General features: G+C 71.2%; 16 protein-coding genes. 4 read left to right on the forward strand and 12 right to left on the reverse strand.

The genetic code is table 11. From position 1 onward, the window contains the following. Positions 1–2 precede the first annotated feature (2 nt). Positions 3–536 carry a 5-(carboxyamino)imidazole ribonucleotide mutase gene (gene purE, locus ACZ7DY_RS25675; protein WP_471138790.1) on the reverse strand — a complete coding sequence of 178 codons (534 nt, stop codon included), beginning with the start codon at positions 534–536 and terminating at the stop codon, positions 3–5. Then, a complete protein-coding gene (locus ACZ7DY_RS25680) occupies positions 533–1,666 on the reverse strand; it encodes a 5-(carboxyamino)imidazole ribonucleotide synthase (protein ID WP_471139871.1) in 1,134 nt (377 codons plus the stop codon). The genes purE and ACZ7DY_RS25680 overlap by 4 nt, the downstream gene beginning before the upstream one ends. A 249-nt stretch (positions 1,667–1,915) precedes the next feature. Here ACZ7DY_RS25680 and ACZ7DY_RS25685 point away from each other — a divergent pair, with 249 nt between their 5' ends. After that, on the forward strand, positions 1,916–2,428 hold the full coding sequence (locus tag ACZ7DY_RS25685) for a GtrA family protein (protein ID WP_471138792.1): 513 nt from the start codon (positions 1,916–1,918) through the stop codon (positions 2,426–2,428). Here the strand turns inward: ACZ7DY_RS25685 and ACZ7DY_RS25690 are convergent. Then, positions 2,425–3,711, reverse strand: a complete 1,287-nt coding sequence (locus ACZ7DY_RS25690) for an ATP-binding protein (RefSeq protein WP_471138795.1) — start codon at positions 3,709–3,711, stop codon at positions 2,425–2,427. The two genes, ACZ7DY_RS25685 and ACZ7DY_RS25690, sit on opposite strands and share 4 nt — an antisense overlap. Positions 3,712–3,932: 221 nt before the next feature. Beyond that, positions 3,933–4,610, reverse strand: a complete 678-nt coding sequence (locus ACZ7DY_RS25695; RefSeq protein ID WP_055567988.1) for a response regulator transcription factor — start codon at positions 4,608–4,610, stop codon at positions 3,933–3,935. Positions 4,611–5,081: 471 nt separating this feature from the next. On the opposite strand from ACZ7DY_RS25695, the gene ACZ7DY_RS25700 reads away from it, so the two are divergent. Both ACZ7DY_RS25700 and ACZ7DY_RS25705 read left to right on the forward strand, forming a co-directional pair. After that, positions 5,082–6,578 carry a peptide MFS transporter gene (locus ACZ7DY_RS25700; protein WP_471138796.1) on the forward strand — a complete coding sequence of 499 codons (1,497 nt, stop codon included), beginning with the start codon at positions 5,082–5,084 and terminating at the stop codon, positions 6,576–6,578. A 183-nt stretch (positions 6,579–6,761) separates the two neighbouring features. Then, the gene (locus ACZ7DY_RS25705) at positions 6,762–7,598 is read left to right on the forward strand and encodes an alpha/beta hydrolase (protein WP_471138798.1); all 837 of its coding nucleotides are present in this window, start codon (positions 6,762–6,764) and stop codon (positions 7,596–7,598) included. Positions 7,599–7,730: 132 nt separating this feature from the next. On the opposite strand, the gene ACZ7DY_RS25710 is transcribed toward ACZ7DY_RS25705, so the two are convergent. From ACZ7DY_RS25710 to ACZ7DY_RS25735, 6 genes are all read right to left on the reverse strand, one after another. Next, positions 7,731–9,068 (reverse strand): hypothetical protein, encoded by a 1,338-nt coding sequence (locus ACZ7DY_RS25710; protein ID WP_471139873.1) that lies wholly within the window; start codon positions 9,066–9,068, stop codon positions 7,731–7,733. Further along, positions 9,068–10,255: a hypothetical protein gene (locus ACZ7DY_RS25715; RefSeq protein WP_471138800.1), complete on the reverse strand. Its 1,188-nt coding sequence runs from the start codon at positions 10,253–10,255 to the stop codon at positions 9,068–9,070. The genes ACZ7DY_RS25710 and ACZ7DY_RS25715 overlap by 1 nt, the downstream gene beginning before the upstream one ends. Then, positions 10,252–11,238, reverse strand: a complete 987-nt coding sequence (locus tag ACZ7DY_RS25720; RefSeq protein WP_471138802.1) for a COG1470 family protein — start codon at positions 11,236–11,238, stop codon at positions 10,252–10,254. The genes ACZ7DY_RS25715 and ACZ7DY_RS25720 overlap by 4 nt, the downstream gene beginning before the upstream one ends. A gap of 60 nt (positions 11,239–11,298) precedes the next feature. Then, positions 11,299–12,021, reverse strand: a complete 723-nt coding sequence (locus tag ACZ7DY_RS25725) for an LPXTG cell wall anchor domain-containing protein (protein ID WP_471138805.1) — start codon at positions 12,019–12,021, stop codon at positions 11,299–11,301. Positions 12,022–12,229: 208 nt separating this feature from the next. Next, on the reverse strand, positions 12,230–12,739 hold the full coding sequence (locus ACZ7DY_RS25730; RefSeq protein WP_471138807.1) for an ATP-binding protein: 510 nt from the start codon (positions 12,737–12,739) through the stop codon (positions 12,230–12,232). Between the two features lie 250 nt (positions 12,740–12,989). Continuing rightward, entirely contained in the window at positions 12,990–13,358 is a 369-nt protein-coding gene (locus ACZ7DY_RS25735; RefSeq protein WP_471138810.1) for an STAS domain-containing protein, read from the reverse strand. 236 nt (positions 13,359–13,594) lie between these two features. Here ACZ7DY_RS25735 and ACZ7DY_RS25740 point away from each other — a divergent pair, with 236 nt between their 5' ends. Continuing rightward, on the forward strand, positions 13,595–14,566 hold the full coding sequence (locus ACZ7DY_RS25740; protein WP_471138813.1) for an RNA polymerase sigma factor SigF: 972 nt from the start codon (positions 13,595–13,597) through the stop codon (positions 14,564–14,566). A gap of 101 nt (positions 14,567–14,667) precedes the next feature. Here the strand turns inward: ACZ7DY_RS25740 and ACZ7DY_RS25745 are convergent, their stop codons facing one another. Further along, positions 14,668–15,390: an aspartate/glutamate racemase family protein gene (locus ACZ7DY_RS25745; RefSeq protein WP_471138816.1), complete on the reverse strand. Its 723-nt coding sequence runs from the start codon at positions 15,388–15,390 to the stop codon at positions 14,668–14,670. A 71-nt stretch (positions 15,391–15,461) separates the two neighbouring features. Continuing rightward, a complete protein-coding gene (locus tag ACZ7DY_RS25750; RefSeq protein ID WP_471138819.1) occupies positions 15,462–15,677 on the reverse strand; it encodes a hypothetical protein in 216 nt (71 codons plus the stop codon). Positions 15,678–15,696 lie beyond the last annotated feature (19 nt).

A 15,696-nucleotide genomic window follows, 5' to 3' on the forward strand; every position in this document is an offset into this window, starting at 1 on the left:
GATCACTTTCCCGAACCGAAGCCGAATCCGGAACCCGCTCCCTCGACCTTGGCCCGCAGCCGCTTGCCCTTCTCCGTCGCCTGGTCGTTCAGGTCCTGCTGGAACTCCCGCATGCGGCCGAGGAGTTCGGTGTCGTGCGCGGCGAGCATGCGGGCCGCGAGCAGACCCGCGTTGCGGGCGCCGCCGACCGAGACCGTCGCCACCGGGACGCCCGCGGGCATCTGCACGATGGACAGGAGGCTGTCCATGCCGTCCAGGTACTTCAGCGGGACCGGCACGCCGATCACCGGCAGCGGCGTGACCGACGCCAGCATGCCGGGCAAATGGGCCGCGCCGCCCGCGCCCGCGATGATCGCCTTGAGGCCGCGGTCCGCGGCCCGCTCGCCGTACGCGATCATCTCGTGCGGCATCCGGTGCGCGGAGACGACGTCGACCTCGAAGGGGATCTCGAACTCGGCGAGGGCCTGGGCCGCGCCCTCCATGACCGGCCAGTCCGAGTCGGATCCCATGACGATGCCAATAACGGGAGTGGTCATTCGGTGATCGTTCCTCTGAGGTAGCCGGCTGCGTGACGGGCGCGCTCCAGCACGTCGTCGAGGTCGTCGCCGTAGGTGTTGACGTGACCGACCTTGCGGCCGGGCTTCACGTCCTTTCCGTACATGTGGATCTTGAGCTGCGGGTCGCGGGCCATGCAGTGCAGGTACGCGCCGTACATGTCGGGGTAGTCGCCGCCCAGGACGTTGACCATCACCGTCCAGGGGGCGCGCGGGCGGGGGTCGCCGAGCGGCAGGTCGAGCACCGCGCGGACGTGGTTGGCGAACTGGGACGTGATCGCGCCGTCCTGCGTCCAGTGGCCGGAGTTGTGCGGGCGCATCGCCAACTCGTTGACCAGGATGCGCCCGTCGGGCGTCTCGAAGAGCTCGACCGCGAGGTGGCCGACGACGCCGAGCTCCTTGGCGATGCGCAGCGCGAGCTCCTGCGCCTGTCCCGCGAGCTCCTCCGAGAGGCCGGGGGCCGGGGCGATCACCGTGTCACAGACGCCGTCGACCTGCCGGGACTCGACGACGGGGTAGGCGACGGCCTGGCCGTGCGGCGAGCGCACCACGTTGGCCGCCAGCTCGCGCACGAAGTCGACCTTCTCCTCGGCGAGCACCGGGACGCCGGCCCGGAAGGGGTCTTCGGCGTCCTCGACGGAACGTACGAACCACACCCCCTTTCCGTCATAGCCGCCCCGCACCGTCTTGAGGATCACGGGGAAGCCGTCGCCGCCGTCCGCCGCGCCCTCGGCCGCGAAGGCGGCCACGTCGGCCGGGTCCCTCACGATCCGGTGGCGCGGACAGGGCACGCCGATCGCCGTGAGCCTCTCGCGCATCACGCCCTTGTCCTGGGCGTGCACCAATGCGTCGGGCCCCGGACGGACGGGGATGCCGTCCGCCTCCAGGGCCCGTAGATGCTCGGTGGGTACATGTTCGTGATCGAAGGTGATCACGTCGCAGCCCCGCGCGAAGTCACGCAGCGTGTCCAGGTCGCGATAGTCGCCGATGACGACTTCGCCGACGACCTGGGCCGCGGAGTCCTGCGGGGTGTCACTGAGGAGCTTGAATTTCAGGCCGAGGGGGATACCCGCCTCGTGGGTCATGCGGGCGAGCTGACCGCCGCCGACCATGCCGACTACCGGGAACGTCACACCCCCAGGGTATCGGCCGGTATCGGCCACCCGGGAACGGCCGGATAACGGTGTTCCGCGGGGGTGCCGCTGTCACAGCGGCGCCACAGTCTCCGGGCGCCCGCGCGCGCCGGAGATGGCCGCTGGTTAGCATGGCTGGGTCGACACGACCGAATCACCAATCCGTCGGCACGTACACGACCGGTACGCATCGACCGGTACGCATCGACGGGGGCTGGGGCGACCACCATGACGGAACGGGGCGCACTACGGGTGCGGCTGGACAGCCTCGCGCGCGAAGTGGCCAAGTTCGGAGCCGTGGGGGCGGTCGGAACGCTGGTGAACTTCGGCGTCTTCAACCTCGTGCGGCACATGACGGACCTGCACGTGGTGCGGGCGAGCGTGATCGCGACGGTCGTCGCCATCGTCTTCAACTACGTGGGGTTCCGCTACTTCACGTACAAGGACCGTGACAAGAGCGGGCGCACCAAGGAACTCACGCTGTTCCTGCTGTTCAGCGTGGTCGGCCTGGTGATCGAGAACGGCGTGCTCTACGCGGCGACCTACTGGTTCGGCTGGGACGGCAGGCTGCAGGCGAACTTCTTCAAGTTCCTCGGCATGGGCATCGCGACGCTCTTCCGCTTCTGGTCCTACCGCTCCTGGGTCTTCAAGGCGCTGCCCGCCCGCGAGACCGTCGCCCATGCGGAATCGTTCCTGGAGGAAGCGGAGCCGGGCGAGCCGCCGGTGGCGCGGCGCGGCTAGCGCACCGTCTTACCCTCGGGTTCTTCCGCGTCGAGGTCCGTGCCGCGGGACGGCGGCGTACGCGACAGGAAGAGTCCGAAGACGGGCGGGTTGGTCTGCAGCATCTCCAGCCGGCCGCCGTCCGCCTCGGCGAGGTCCCGGGCCACCGCGAGGCCGATGCCCGTGGAGTTGCGGCCGCTGATGGTCCGCTCGAAGATCCGCGCGCCGAGGTCCGCGGGGACACCCGGCCCCTCGTCGGTGACCTCGATGACGGCCTGGTTGCCGGTGACGCGGGTACGCAGCGCGACCGTGCCGCCACCGTGCATCAGGGAGTTCTCGATCAGCGCGGCGAGCACCTGCGCAACCGCGCCCGGCGTGCCCACCGCCTCCAGGTGCCGCTTGCCGGAGCTGACGATGGCGCGGCCCGCGCTGCGGTAGGCCGGGCGCCACTCCTCGAGCTGCTGCTTGACCACCTCGTCCAGGTCGAAGGCTACGGCCGAACCGGTGCGCGGGTCACGGGAGTTGGTGAGCAGCCGCTCCACGACGTCGGTCAGCCGCTCCACCTGGGCCAGCGCGATCGTCGCCTCCTCCTTCACCGTGTCGAGCTCCTCGGTGACAGTGATCTCCTCCAGGCGCATGGAGAGCGCGGTCAGCGGCGTGCGCAGCTGGTGCGAGGCGTCGGCGGCCAGGCGCCGCTCGGCGGTGAGCATGCGGGCGATGCGCTCGGCGGAGGAGTCCAGGACGTCGGCGACACGGTCCAGCTCGGGCACCCCGTACCGCTTGTGCCGCGGGCGGGGGTCACCGGAGCCGAGGCGCTCCGCGGTCTCGGCGAGGTCGGTGAGCGGGGAGGCGAGGCGGTTGGCCTGGCGGACCGCGAGGAGTACGGCGGCGACGATGGCGAGCAGCGCCACGGCGGCGATGATCATCAGGGTGCGGCCGACCTCGCGGGTCACGGCGGCCTTCGGCTCCTGGACGGTGACCTGCTCGCCCTGCTCGCCGGGGCGGGTGGCGCTGATGACCTTGCCACCGGGGCGGGTGCCGATCTCGATGGGGGCGCGGCCGGGGAGCTCGATACGGGCGTACCGGTCGGTGGCGACCTGGTCCCGCAGGATGTCGCCGGTGATCCGCTCCTCGCTGATCAGCCGGCTGTCGACGATGCTGGCGAGGCGGAGGGCCTCGGAGTCCACGCGCTCCTGGGCGCTGCTGCTGATCGTCCTCGTCTCGACGATGACGAGGCTCACCCCGAAGACGGCGATCACGACGAGGACCACGGCGAGGGTGGAATTGATCAGTCGACGGCGCATTCACCCAGTGTCGCGGATGGCGGGGCCTGCGGCGGGCGGGTAGTGGGTGCGGGAGGCTTTTGGTCGCGCGCGGAGTTCCCCGCCGGGCCGCAGCGGCATCCGTACCGGCCTGCGCAGACGCGTCTGCCTGCGGCCGCTTTACGGCGGGTGCGGGCCGTAGCGGCTTGCTCGCGCAGTTCCCCGCGCCCCTGGACGGGGCGCGGCCCCCCTAGACGTGGGCGTCAGCTTTTTTCGAAGCGGAAACCTACGCCCCGTACCGTCGCGATGTACCGCGGATTCGCCGCGTCGTCGCCCAGCTTCTTGCGCAGCCAGGAGATGTGCATGTCGAGGGTCTTGGTCGACGACCACCACGTCGTGTCCCAGACCTCCCGCATCAGCTGATCGCGGGTGACGACCCGCCCCGCGTCACGCACCAGGACCCGCAGGAGGTCGAACTCCTTGGCGGTGAGCTGGAGCTCCTCGTCGCCCATCCACGCGCGGTGCGACTCGACGTCGATCCGTACGCCGTGCGTGGCGGGCGCCTCCTTGGGCTCGGTGGCCCCGCGCCGGAGCAGCGCCCGGACCCGGGCAAGGAGCTCGGCGAGGCGGAAGGGCTTGGTCACGTAGTCGTCGGCGCCCGCGTCCAGGCCGACGACGGTGTCCACCTCGTCGGCGCGCGCGGTCAGGATGAGGATCGGCACCGTGAGGCCGTCGGCGCGCAGCCGACGCGCCACTTCCAGGCCGTCCATGCCGGGCAGTCCCAGATCGAGCACGACGAGATCGACACCGCCCTGCAGACCGGCGTCGAGAGCGGTCGGGCCGTCCTCACGCACTTCGACCTCGTAACCCTCCCTGCGCAGGGCACGGGCCAGCGGCTCCGAGATGGACGCGTCGTCCTCGGCGAGCAGTACACGGGTCATGGGGTGATGGTAGTCCGCGCTGGACAACCGTCGGGAGGTGATCGCAGAGTGGGCCTCCACGCCTGCGGCTATAGGGCGCGATCTTGAGAAATACCTTTGATTGTGTGCCGTTGGTTGCAGCGACACCTGTGATCCATGTCTCAAGTCCTTCCATATGCATCCCTGACGTGTCGTATGGTGACCCAACGCCTGATGCACTACTCAAGGACCTTTGGCCCGCTGTGCGCGCCTTAGGTCTCTTTTATGTGCGGGCCGGCTGCGGCCAGCCTTGAAAGGAATGACCTGTGGTCGGGCCCTGCGCGCGAGGATGCGCCCAGGGTGTGGATCCCGGAGTCGCCGTCCCTCACCCCCGCACGCGGGGATGAACCTCCCCTGGGCGTGGGGTTGGACGCCGCGACAACGGTGCCGACCGCCCCCCACCGGGCGCGCACACGCTCCTGCCGCGCGTCCCGAACCCACGAGGATCGACCCATGGCGTCCAGCCTGACGAAGGACTCCGCCAGTACCCCTGGCTCCGAGAGGACCTTCTTCGGCCACCCCCGCGGACTGGCCACACTCTTCATGACCGAGATGTGGGAGCGTTACAGCTTCTACGGCATGAAGGCACTGCTCCCGCTGTATCTGATCGCCCCCGGCGGCATGAGTATGAGTGCCACCACCGCGACGGCGATCTACTCCGTCTACATGTCGATGGTCTACCTGCTCGCCATGCCCGGCGGCTGGATGGCCGACCGTTTCTGGGGCCCCCGCAAGACGGTCGTCATCGGTGCCTCCGTCGTCATCCTCGGACACATCACGCTCGCGCTGCCGAGCTCGGCGTCCTTCTTCGCCGGCCTCGCGCTCGTCGCGATCGGCTCCGGCCTGCTGAAGGCGAACATCTCCGTGATGGTCGGCCACCTCTACGACGGTCCGCAGGACCCGCGCCGTGACGGTGGCTTCACGCTCTTCTACATCGGCATCAACCTCGGCGCCTTCCTCGCCCCGCTGTCCATCGGCACGGTCGGCGAGAACGTCAACTGGCACTTCGGCTTCGCGCTCGCCGCCGTCGGCATGGCACTCGGCCTCGCCCAGTTCATGCTCGGCTCGCGCCACCTGAGCGACCAGAGCAGTGTGGTCTCCCAGCCCGCCACGCCGGAGCAGCGCCGTTCCGCCCTGCGCACCGGCCTGATCTGGCTGCTCGTCGCGGTCGTGCTCTACACGATGATGGGCGTCACCGGGAACTTCGCCGACTGGGCGCTGATGCCGCTGATCATCGCCGGTCTGGTCATCCCGATCGTCGTCCTGGCGCGCATGAAGCGCGACAAGGAGCTGTCGCAGCTGGAGCAGTCCAAGCTGTCGGGGTACATCTGGTTCTTCGTGGTCGCCGCCATCTTCTGGATGATCTACGACCAGAACGGCTCCACCCTGTCGATCTTCGGCAAGGGCTCGACCACCAACAACCTGCTCGGGTTTGACTTCCCCACCTCCTGGTACCAGTCGCTGAACCCGATCTTCATCATGGCGCTGGCCCCCGTCGTCGCCTCCGCCTGGCTGTGGCTGAACAAGCGGGGCAAGGAGCCGAGCACGGCCGTCAAGTTCGCCTCCAGCCTGACGCTGATCGGCATCTCCTTCGCCGTCTTCCTCATCCCGCTGATCGACACCGCCAACAACGGCGGCAAGGTCAGCCCGATGTGGCTGGTCGCGATCTACTTCATCCAGACCGTCGGCGAGCTCTGCCTCTCCCCGGTCGGCCTCTCGCTCACCACGAAGATGGCGCCGGAGAAGTACAGCGCGCAGATGATGGGCGTCTGGTTCCTCGCGGTCACCGCGGGCGACTCCGTGACGGGTCTGCTGACCTCTCCGCAGCTCAACGTCGACCTGAACAACTCCGGGGCGGTCGCCGTGGAGGCGATCATCGCGGTCCTCGCGGGCTTCGGGATCTGGACCTCCCGCAAGAAGGTCAAGGAACTCATGGGTTCGGTCAACTGACCTCTCTCCCCTCCTGAGGAACTCCTGAGAAAGGGCTGCCGCTCCGGTCACCGGAGCGGCAGCCCTTTCTGCTTGCTTCTGATCGCTCGCGTCATGCGAACAGAGGGCCGTTCGGCCACCCGCAGCGGTGGCTCAGAGCGTTTCTGCGGGTGCGGGGCGCCCGCGCCGTGGAACATCTGGCCCATGCGCCGTACGTTGCCGGTCCTCGCCCTCTGCGGGGCGCTGCTGTCGTCCAGTGCCGCCGCGCAGGCGGCCCCCGAACCCCCGGCCGGGCGACTCTTCCGGTACGGGAGCCACGCCCGCCAGAACATCACCGTGTACGGCGACAAGGGCCCCGCGCTGGTGATCCTGCACGGCGGCTACTGGTCCAAGGACACCGACTGGAGCGGCCGGGCGCGGTGGTTCGCGGCGCGCGGCTTCACCGTGTACGACACCGACTACCGGCTGACGTCGGACGCGGCCTGGCCCGCACAGCGCGACGACGTGCTCGCGGCGCTGCGCTGGGTCCGGCACCACCGGGACCGGGGTGCCGGACGGCCGCTCGTGCTCGGCTCGTCGGCGGGCGGGCACCTCGCCCTGCAGGCCGGGACGTACGGGGCGGGGCGGGAGCGGGTACGGGGTGTCGTCGCCCTCTCCCCCGTGGCCTCGCCCCACCGCGCGTGGCGGGACGGGGCGGCGCCGGGCGCCTCCGCCGAGCGGCGGGAGCTGCGCAGGGCCGCCGTGCGGCTCGCCGGGTGCGTGCCGGGGCGCGGGGCGCGGCCGGGCTGCGCGGCGCGGTGGGACGACCTGGACGTCACCTCCCACGCCTCGGGCGCGGACGACGTGCCGCTGCTGATGGTCCACTCGGCGGGGGATTTCGTGCCGCGGGCCCACTCCGTGGAGGTCGCGGGCGTCGAGCGCCGGGCGGGGCTCAGGGACGTCACGGTCCGCACGGAGCGGGGGGCGCGGCACGGGGGTGCGCTCCTGAAGGCGCCGGGGGTGGCGAGGGGGGTCCTGGCCTGGCTCCGCTCCCATGTGTAGCCGCGGGTGTGGTTGCTCGCGCCGTTCCCCGCGCCCCTGACGGGGCTGCGCTGGCGGGGCACGTGCGGGTTTGGTGTGGTTGCTCGCGCAGTTCCCCGCGCCCCTGGAGGGGCGCGGGGGTGTGCTCGGGTGTCAGTGGGTTTCCTTGCGGTGGTGGGGGAGGAAGGTGAAGACCGCGGCGCCGAGGAGGATCACCGTGCCGGCCACCAGGCCCAGGGCCCGCAGTGCGCCGTTGGACTCGGCTCCCGTCTCGGCGAGGCCGCCGCCGGAGGTCGAGCCGCCCCCGGTCGCCGTGGAGCCACCCGTGGCGGAGCCGCCCGATGAGCCGCCCGTGGAGCCGCCGCCGGACGCGCCGCCCGGCTGTGCCGACGTGGTCAGCTCCAGGGAGACCTCACTCTTGGTCGGCGTGCACGTCGTGGTCGTCCCCAGCGCCTTGACCGTAAGGACGCCCGGCGAGAGCGTCGACCTGCCGTCGGCGCCCGGCTTGTAGGTGCCGGTCAGGTCGGGGATGGTCATCGGGTCGCCGGATTTGATGGGGTCCTTGTTGGCCGGGCCCTCGACGTTCACCGTGCCCTTGTCGGCGCCTCCCAGCTCGACCGCCATCGACGGCTTCACGGAGTTCGCGGGGATGTCCGCCGGGCTGTCCATCACGGACTTCTTGAACTGCACCGTCAGGCCGTAACTGCCGCCGCTCTTCTTGGCGTTGATCTGGACCGGCGAGGTGGCCTCCTTGTCGCCGATGGGCGTCTTGCACTTGTACGGGGTCAGGACCTCCTTGCCCGGGAAGTCGGTCTGCCCGTCGCCGCCACCGGTCGTACCACCGGAGTTGCCACCGGTCGTACCGCCGGAGGTGCTGCCGCCGGACGTGCCGCCGCCGGACGTGCCGGACGTCGTACCGCCCGTCGTGCCGCCCGAACTGCCGCCGCCCGCCGTCACCTTGATGGTCGCGCCCGGCTTCACCTGCTCCTCGGGCGTGCACTTCGTGTCGGTCGAGATCGGCTTGCTGACGTTGATGTTGTACGCGTCCGGGGTGAGCGTCACCTCGCCCGCCGCGGTCAGCTTCAGCTTGCCCTTCATGTCGGAGAGGATCATGGGGCTGTTCTTCTTGATGGGCGGGTTCGTGCGCTCGCCAGCCATCGCGAGGCTCCCCGTCTGGCCGCCGCCCACCTTGAGGGTGCCGGTCGGCTTGACCGTGTCCTTGTCGAGGTCGAGGACGTCCGGGTTCTTGGAGGCGGCCTGCACCGTCTTCCACACGATGTCGACCTCGTCGCCGACCTTCGCCGTGGCCGGCGCGGTGATCTCCACCTGCGTCGTGCCGTGCACGGGCGGCAGGCCGGAGATCGAGGGGGGTATGCACTCGGTCTTGTAGGCGACTTCGGCGGCCTGCGCGGGGGCCGCGGCCAGCAGGCCGCCCGCTCCGCCCAGCAGGAGCGCGACCGAGGCCGCGCCCGCTCTCCGTCGATGCGTGATCACGTGGTTCCCTTCGTCGGACTGTTGTCGGACGGTGCGGAGAGCCGGCCCGCGGGCGCGCCGGGGTCTGTGTCGGGGGTGAACCAGGGCAGTGCGGACGTCGGCTCCGCCGAGCCGGGGCCGCCCGCGCCGGGTTCCCCCGCGGGTTTCGTGCGCCTCGCCGGCGCCGCGTGGGAGGGCCGGGGCGCGCGGGCCTTCCCGTCCGCCGCCACGGCGCCCTGCGGGAGCCTCAACTGCGGCAGCCGCCGGAGGAGTTCGGCCAAAAGCCCGGAGGGGCGGGAGGTGCCGCGCCGGTTCGGGCGGAGCCGGTCGACGACCGCCATGCCGATGCGGAAGACGGCCGCGGGCACCACGACGCAGAGCAGGACCCAGAAGACGGTCACGCCCCACGGGCGGCCCACGCCCCACGGCTGTTCGGCGAGGACCTTCCCGCCGAACTTCAGCGAGACGAGGTAGTCGCCGTGCGCGCCCGCGGAGAGCTCCACCGGCAGGCTGATCCGCGCCTTCTTGCCGGGCGCGATGGTGCCGCGCCACTGCTGCTCCTCCCACTGCGGGGCGAACACGCCGTGGGCGGTGCCGATCCGGAAGACCGGGTCCTTGACGGGCGCGGTCCCGACGTTGCCGACGGTGAAGTCCAGCTTGCGCTGCGGCGGGGCGCCGAACCAGGTCAGGAGGGTGCCCGAGCCCTTGAGCGAGGTGTCGGTCAGGACGGAGAGCCGGCCGCCGCCGGCCTGCTCGGGCAGCGCCTTGACGGGGTGGCCCGCGACCTTCAGGACCGTGTCGACCTGCTGCTTCTCCCCCGTGACCGTGGCGACGTGGACGACGCAGGGGCAGGGCGCGGGCGGTTCGGCCACCGGCAGCTTCTTGCGGAAGGCGCCGTCCTTGTCCGTGGTGACGGCACGGCCCTCGGCGTTGGCGCAGGAGTTGGTGCCGCCGATGACGCCCCTGCCCGGTTCCGCCCGGCCGCAGACCAGCATCATCAGGAGGGCGTCGGACCGCCACCCCGCGCCCTTGACGATGACGGAACCCCCTTTGCCCGCCTGGGTCTTGGAGAGTTTCACGGTGGGTCCGGCGTCGGCTGCCGCCGCCGGGCCCGAGGGCAGCAGGGCGAGGCCGAGCACGGCCAATACGGCGATGACGGCGAGTGCGGCACCGGTCGCCGGGCCGGTCCTGGTCTTCGCGTTCACAGTTCCTCTCCCGTCCCCGCCCGGGCCAACTCCCGCGCGCCGTTGTCCTGTTCGGCCTCCGGCTCCGGTTCCTCGGGGCGCCGCCCCCGTCCGCGTACGAGATGGACCGCTCCGGCCGCGGCGCCGAGCAGCAGCACGGCGGCCCCCGCCACCGCGCCCCACGGCACGAGGCGGGCGGAGGCGGTGGCGGTGTCGCGGGCGCCGTCGGCTCCCGTGGCCGTGAGCTCGACCTCGACGGCGTCGAGCGCCGGGGCGTCCCGCCACGGCTCGGTCAGGGAGACGCGGCGGCCTGGCAGCAGCTCGACGGAAAGCGTGCGCGCCGGACGGTCGAGCAGCGCGCCGAAGACGCCCTCGGCGTGCACGGCGAGCCGCGGGGTGAGCACGGTGTTGCCGCGGTTGACCAGGTCGTACGTGATGCGTCCGGCGCCGGCGTCGACCTTGACGCGCTCGACGGTGAGCGCCGAGAGCGTCGGTCCGCCGACCCGCAGGTGGACCCGTACGCCCGCCGTGCGGCCGCCACCGCTCGCGACGATCGCGCCGGGGTGGTCGCCGGGCAGCGCGCCGGCCGGGACGGTGATGGTGAAGGGCACGTCGGCGCGGGTGCGCGGCGGGATCTCGACCCGCCGCTTCGCGAAGGTGATCCACGCCCCGGTCTCCTTCGGCCTGCCCTTGGCAGGGGTGAGGGAGACCGCTCCGGTGCCGGTGTTGCCGGCGTCCGCGCCGCGCAGGGAGACCGTGCGGGGCTTCGGTCCCGGGTTGGTGAGGGACAGGGTGTCCTGGAGCACCGTGCCCGGCGTGCCCTCCGCGTAGAAGGCGGGCCGCCCGTCCTTCACCGGCCGGGTGCCGCCGCCCGCCGCCGGCGCGACGGTCCACCGCGCGGTGCCGCCGCCGTCCGCGTGCGCGGGGGCCGCGGCCGCCACGGCCAGGGCGGCGGCGCACAGTGCGGCGCGTGCGCAGGACGTCATCGGCGGCTTCGGCGGCATCGGCGGCTCCTGATCTCCGTACGTGATCTCCGTGCGTGATCCTGCTGCGGGTCCCGTGCGCTACCGGGAGCGCGCCGCCTGGTTCCTGCGGGTGAGCCAGAGCGTGCCGGCCGCGCCGGCGAGCAGCACGGTGCCGCCGAGGGTGCCGAGCGCGACGGCGGAGTCGGCGGGGCCGGTCTGCGGCAGCTCGCCGCCGCCGGAGGGGGCGCCGTCCGAGGTGCCCGAGGTGCCGGAGCCGCCGCTCGCACCGGTGCCGCCGGTCGCGCCGCCGGAGCCTTTGACGTCCAGTTCGAGGGACGGCTTGGGGTTGTTGGACGGCGTGCACGTGGTGGTCGTGCCCAGCGCCTTGATGGTGAGGACCCCGGCGGTGAAGGTGACCTTGCCGCTCTTCTTCGGCGTGTACGTCCCCGACAAGTCACTGATCTTGATGGGGGTGTTGGCCGGGATCGCCGCCGAGTTCGGCGCGCCGGAGACCGGTACGGTGCCGCTGTCGGCCCCGCCCACCTTGATCACGGCACTTGGCTTCATCGCGCCCTTGCCGAGCTCGACAGGGCTGGAGGAGACGCCTTTCTGGAAGGACATGGTGAGCTTGTAGCCGCTGCCGCTCTTGACGCTCTTGATGTCGATCGGCGAGACGGCGCCCTTGTTCCCGATGGGCGTCTTGCACTGGTAGTTGACGTCCTGGACGGTGGCCTGCGCGGCGGGGGCGGCCAGCAGCACCGCTGAGCCGCCGGCCAGGGCGGCGGCGAGCGCGAGCGCGGCCGATTTCTTCGTGTGCGACACCTCGTTGTCCCCTCATGCCGGTCGTGGCGTGCCGCGGTGCGGAGTTGCCCGTGTTACTGACGGCACATCAGATTGGGCGCTCAAGGTACGCCCGGGACCTTGCCGAGGGAAGACAAAAGACGCGCCGGATCCGTGGTGATCCGGCGCGCATGCGAACCGTGGGTAACGGCGGCGGCACAAGGCCTGTCCGCCCGGAGCCGGGGCGGCCCTAGGCGGGGGCTCCCAGCTCCGCCCATACCCTCTTGCCCGTGACACCGGGGCTGCGGACGACGCCCCAGTCCAGGCAGAGCCGCTGCACGATGAACATCCCGTGTCCGCCGGGCCGCCCGGCGCGGTGCGGGGTGCGGGGCGTGGGCTGCCCCGTGCCCCGGTCCGAGACCTCGATGCGCAGCACCTTGCCGTCGCAGGAGAGCCAGAGCTCGTCGGGCCCCTCGGCGTGCAGGCAGGCGTTGGTGACCAGCTCGGAGACGACGAGGAGCACGTCCTCGGCGGCGGCGCGCCGGTCGGCGCCCTCCGCGGGCAGCCATCCCCACGCGTGGAGCGCCTGGCGGGTGTAGTCCCGGGCCAGCGGGACGATGCCGCTCGCCCCGTTCAGGCTCAGTCTGCGGACCTGCCGGCCCACAGGCGTTCCGGAGACCTGGTCCGCGGGAGCGTCCGCGACTGCGGCCTCGGACTCCGGGCCGCGGTCGCCCGGCGAGTAAGGCCGGGTGGTGCTCATCAGCGCTTCACCTCACCGACAAGAGGACTGAGGACTCTGGAGATGTAGAGAACTCTGGGCGAGTAGGGAACATCGGCTGCTTGCCGTTCTGACTGTTGACGTGAAGTCCGTTGTCGACGGATCCAGGTCTCTCCTGCCCGGACGAACCGTGAGAACACCCACTTGTTCGGCACGGTCCGTGAGACGCAGGTAACGCCATGATCACACAGGGACAACTGAAGCGTAACTTTCGCGTGTGACCTTCACGGACTCACTCACCGAGGGCCTCTTCGAGCGACTCGTGGACCGTGAAGACGGCCTCCGCGCCGGTGATCTCGAAGACCCGGGCCACCACCGGCAGCATTCCCGCCAGATGCACCCCACCCCCGGCCGCCTCGGCCTTGAGCCGGGCCCCGAGGAGCACATTGAGCCCCGTCGAGTCACAGAACTCCAGGCGCGAGCAGTCCACGACCAGCCGCGCATAGCCCTCTTCCAGGCACTTCTCCAGGGGCTCGCGCAGTACATCGGCGGTGTGGTGATCCAGCTCACCCGCCGGGGTCACCACGGCGCTCGTGCCCGTCTTTCGCACTTCGACCAGAAGCCGGCCCCTGTGCGCGCTGCCGACCGTCCCGCGGTCCATCGTCACTCTCTTCCGACCGTCGTGGCTGTTGATGACGCCCCTGAACATTACGCCCTCGCCACCGTTCGGGGTACCCGAACATCCCCCCGGAATCGGACATTTCACCGCAGAACGCACTTGCGACTCCAGTGCGGAAGCGGGTAGGGGTAGTAGAGACAGCAATCGACACGGACGGCTTTGGAGGCGCCGCACACCGCAGTGCACGTATTGGCATCGGCAGCCATATGCCGAGAACGATGGAGGACACCATGTCACCCCGGCTCGACGAATCGCATACTGACCAGGCGACGTCGACACTCCCGCCGCAACGCTCCGCGACCGCGCTCCCGGGCCCCTCCCACGAGGCCCCGACCGCCGCGGACGCCCCCCTCTCGGCCCCGGACACCGTGGAAGACATCCACGACCTCTCCGAGCTCCCCGAGATCCCGCCGTACGACCAGGTGGGGCCGCTGGACGCGCGGGCCCTGTCCAAGACCCTCTTCGAGCGCCTCGAGTCGCTCGAGGAAGGCACCCACGAACACGCTTACGTCCGCAACACCCTGGTCGAGCTCAACCTCGCCCTGGTGAAGTTCGCGGCCTCCCGGTTCCGCTCCCGCAGCGAGCCGATGGAGGACATCATCCAGGTCGGCACGATCGGCCTGATCAAGGCGATCGACCGCTTCGAACTCAGCCGCGGCGTCGAGTTCCCCACCTTCGCGATGCCGACGATCGTCGGTGAGATCAAGCGCTTCTTCCGCGACACCAGCTGGTCGGTGCGGGTCCCGCGCCGCCTGCAGGAGCTCCGACTGGACCTCGCCAAGGCGGGCGACGAACTCGCCCAGCAGTTCGATCGCGCCCCTACGGTGGGCGAGCTCGCCGAGCGCCTGGGCATCTCCAAGGACGAGGTCGTCGAGGGGATGGCCGCGTCCAACGCCTACACGGCCAGCTCCCTGGACGCGCAGCCCGAGGAGGACGACTCCGAGGGTGCCCTCGCGGACCGCATCGGCTACGAGGACCACGGCCTCGAAGGCATCGAGTACGTCGAGTCGCTGAAGCCGCTGATCGCCGAACTGCCGCCGCGCGACCGGAAGATCCTCTCCCTGCGCTTCGTCGCCAACATGACGCAGTCCGAGATCGGCGAGGAGCTCGGCATCTCCCAGATGCACGTCTCCCGCCTGCTCTCGCGCACCCTCGTCAAGCTCCGCAAGGGACTGACGGTCGAGGAGTGAGCCGGCGCCCGTCCGCCGCGCTGTTCCCGAACGGCCGTGTGGGGCCCGCCTTCTGAAGAAGGCGGGCCCCACAGTCGTTCCCCTGCCCCTCCCCCGCGCCGCTACACCCACCCCGCCCCGCACGTCCGGTCCCGCGCCCCCAGCGCCGCCTGGACCGCGGCCTCGGCGTGCAGCCGGGTCGTCGGGAAGACCGGCACCGGGCTGTCCGCCGGGCCGATCAGCAGCTCGATCTCCGTGCAGCCGAGGATCACGCCCTGCGCGCCCTCGCGCACGAGCTCCGCGATCACCTCCCGGTAGGCGGCGCGCGACTCCTCCCGTACGACCCCGAGGCACAACTCCTCGTAGATGACGCGGTGCACCACTGCGCGCCCCGCCGCGTCCGGCACGAGCACGTCGAGGCCGTGGGCGCCGAGGCGCTCCCGGTAGAAGTCCTGCTCCATGGTGAACGCGGTCCCGAGCAGCCCGACCCGGCGCACGCCCGCCCGCAGGACCGCCTCGGCGGTGGCGTCCCCCAGGTGCAGGAGCGGCACCGAGATCGCGTCCCCCACCTCGTCGGCGACCTTGTGCATGGTGTTGGTGCAGATGAGGACGAGGTCGGCGCCGGCGGCCTCGACCTTCTTGGCGGCGTCGGCGAGCAGGTGCCCCGCCCGCTCCCACTCCCCCGCGACCTGGAGCCGCTCGATCTCCGCGAAGTCGACGGAGTACAGCACGCAGCGCGCGGAGTGCAGCCCGCCGAGCCGCTCCCGTACGAGTTCGTTGAGCAGCCGGTAGTACTCGGCGCTGGACTCCCAGCTCATGCCGCCGATGAGGCCGATGGTCTTCATGGGGCCACGATGCCGTACCGCCGGGGCGGGCCGGCAGGGGCCACCCGTGAAGGTGGCCCCCGGTGCGGTGGTCAGCGGGTCGGCGGCTTGACCCAGCCCTTGCGGACCAGCTGGTCGCAGTGCCACTTGCCGTGTGCCGGGCTCTCACCCTTGTCCGCGGTCGCCTTGAGGCAGTCCGCGTAGGGGAACGGAGGGCCCTGGAGCGGGGAAGCGGGTGCGGCCTGGGCGGTCGCCGCCGACAGGCCGAGTCCCCCGGCGGCCACCGCCAGGGCCAGAGCCATACTCATTCGACGCACAACGTTCTCC

The sequence above is a fragment of the Streptomyces sp. NPDC037013 genome, assembly GCF_055607265.1.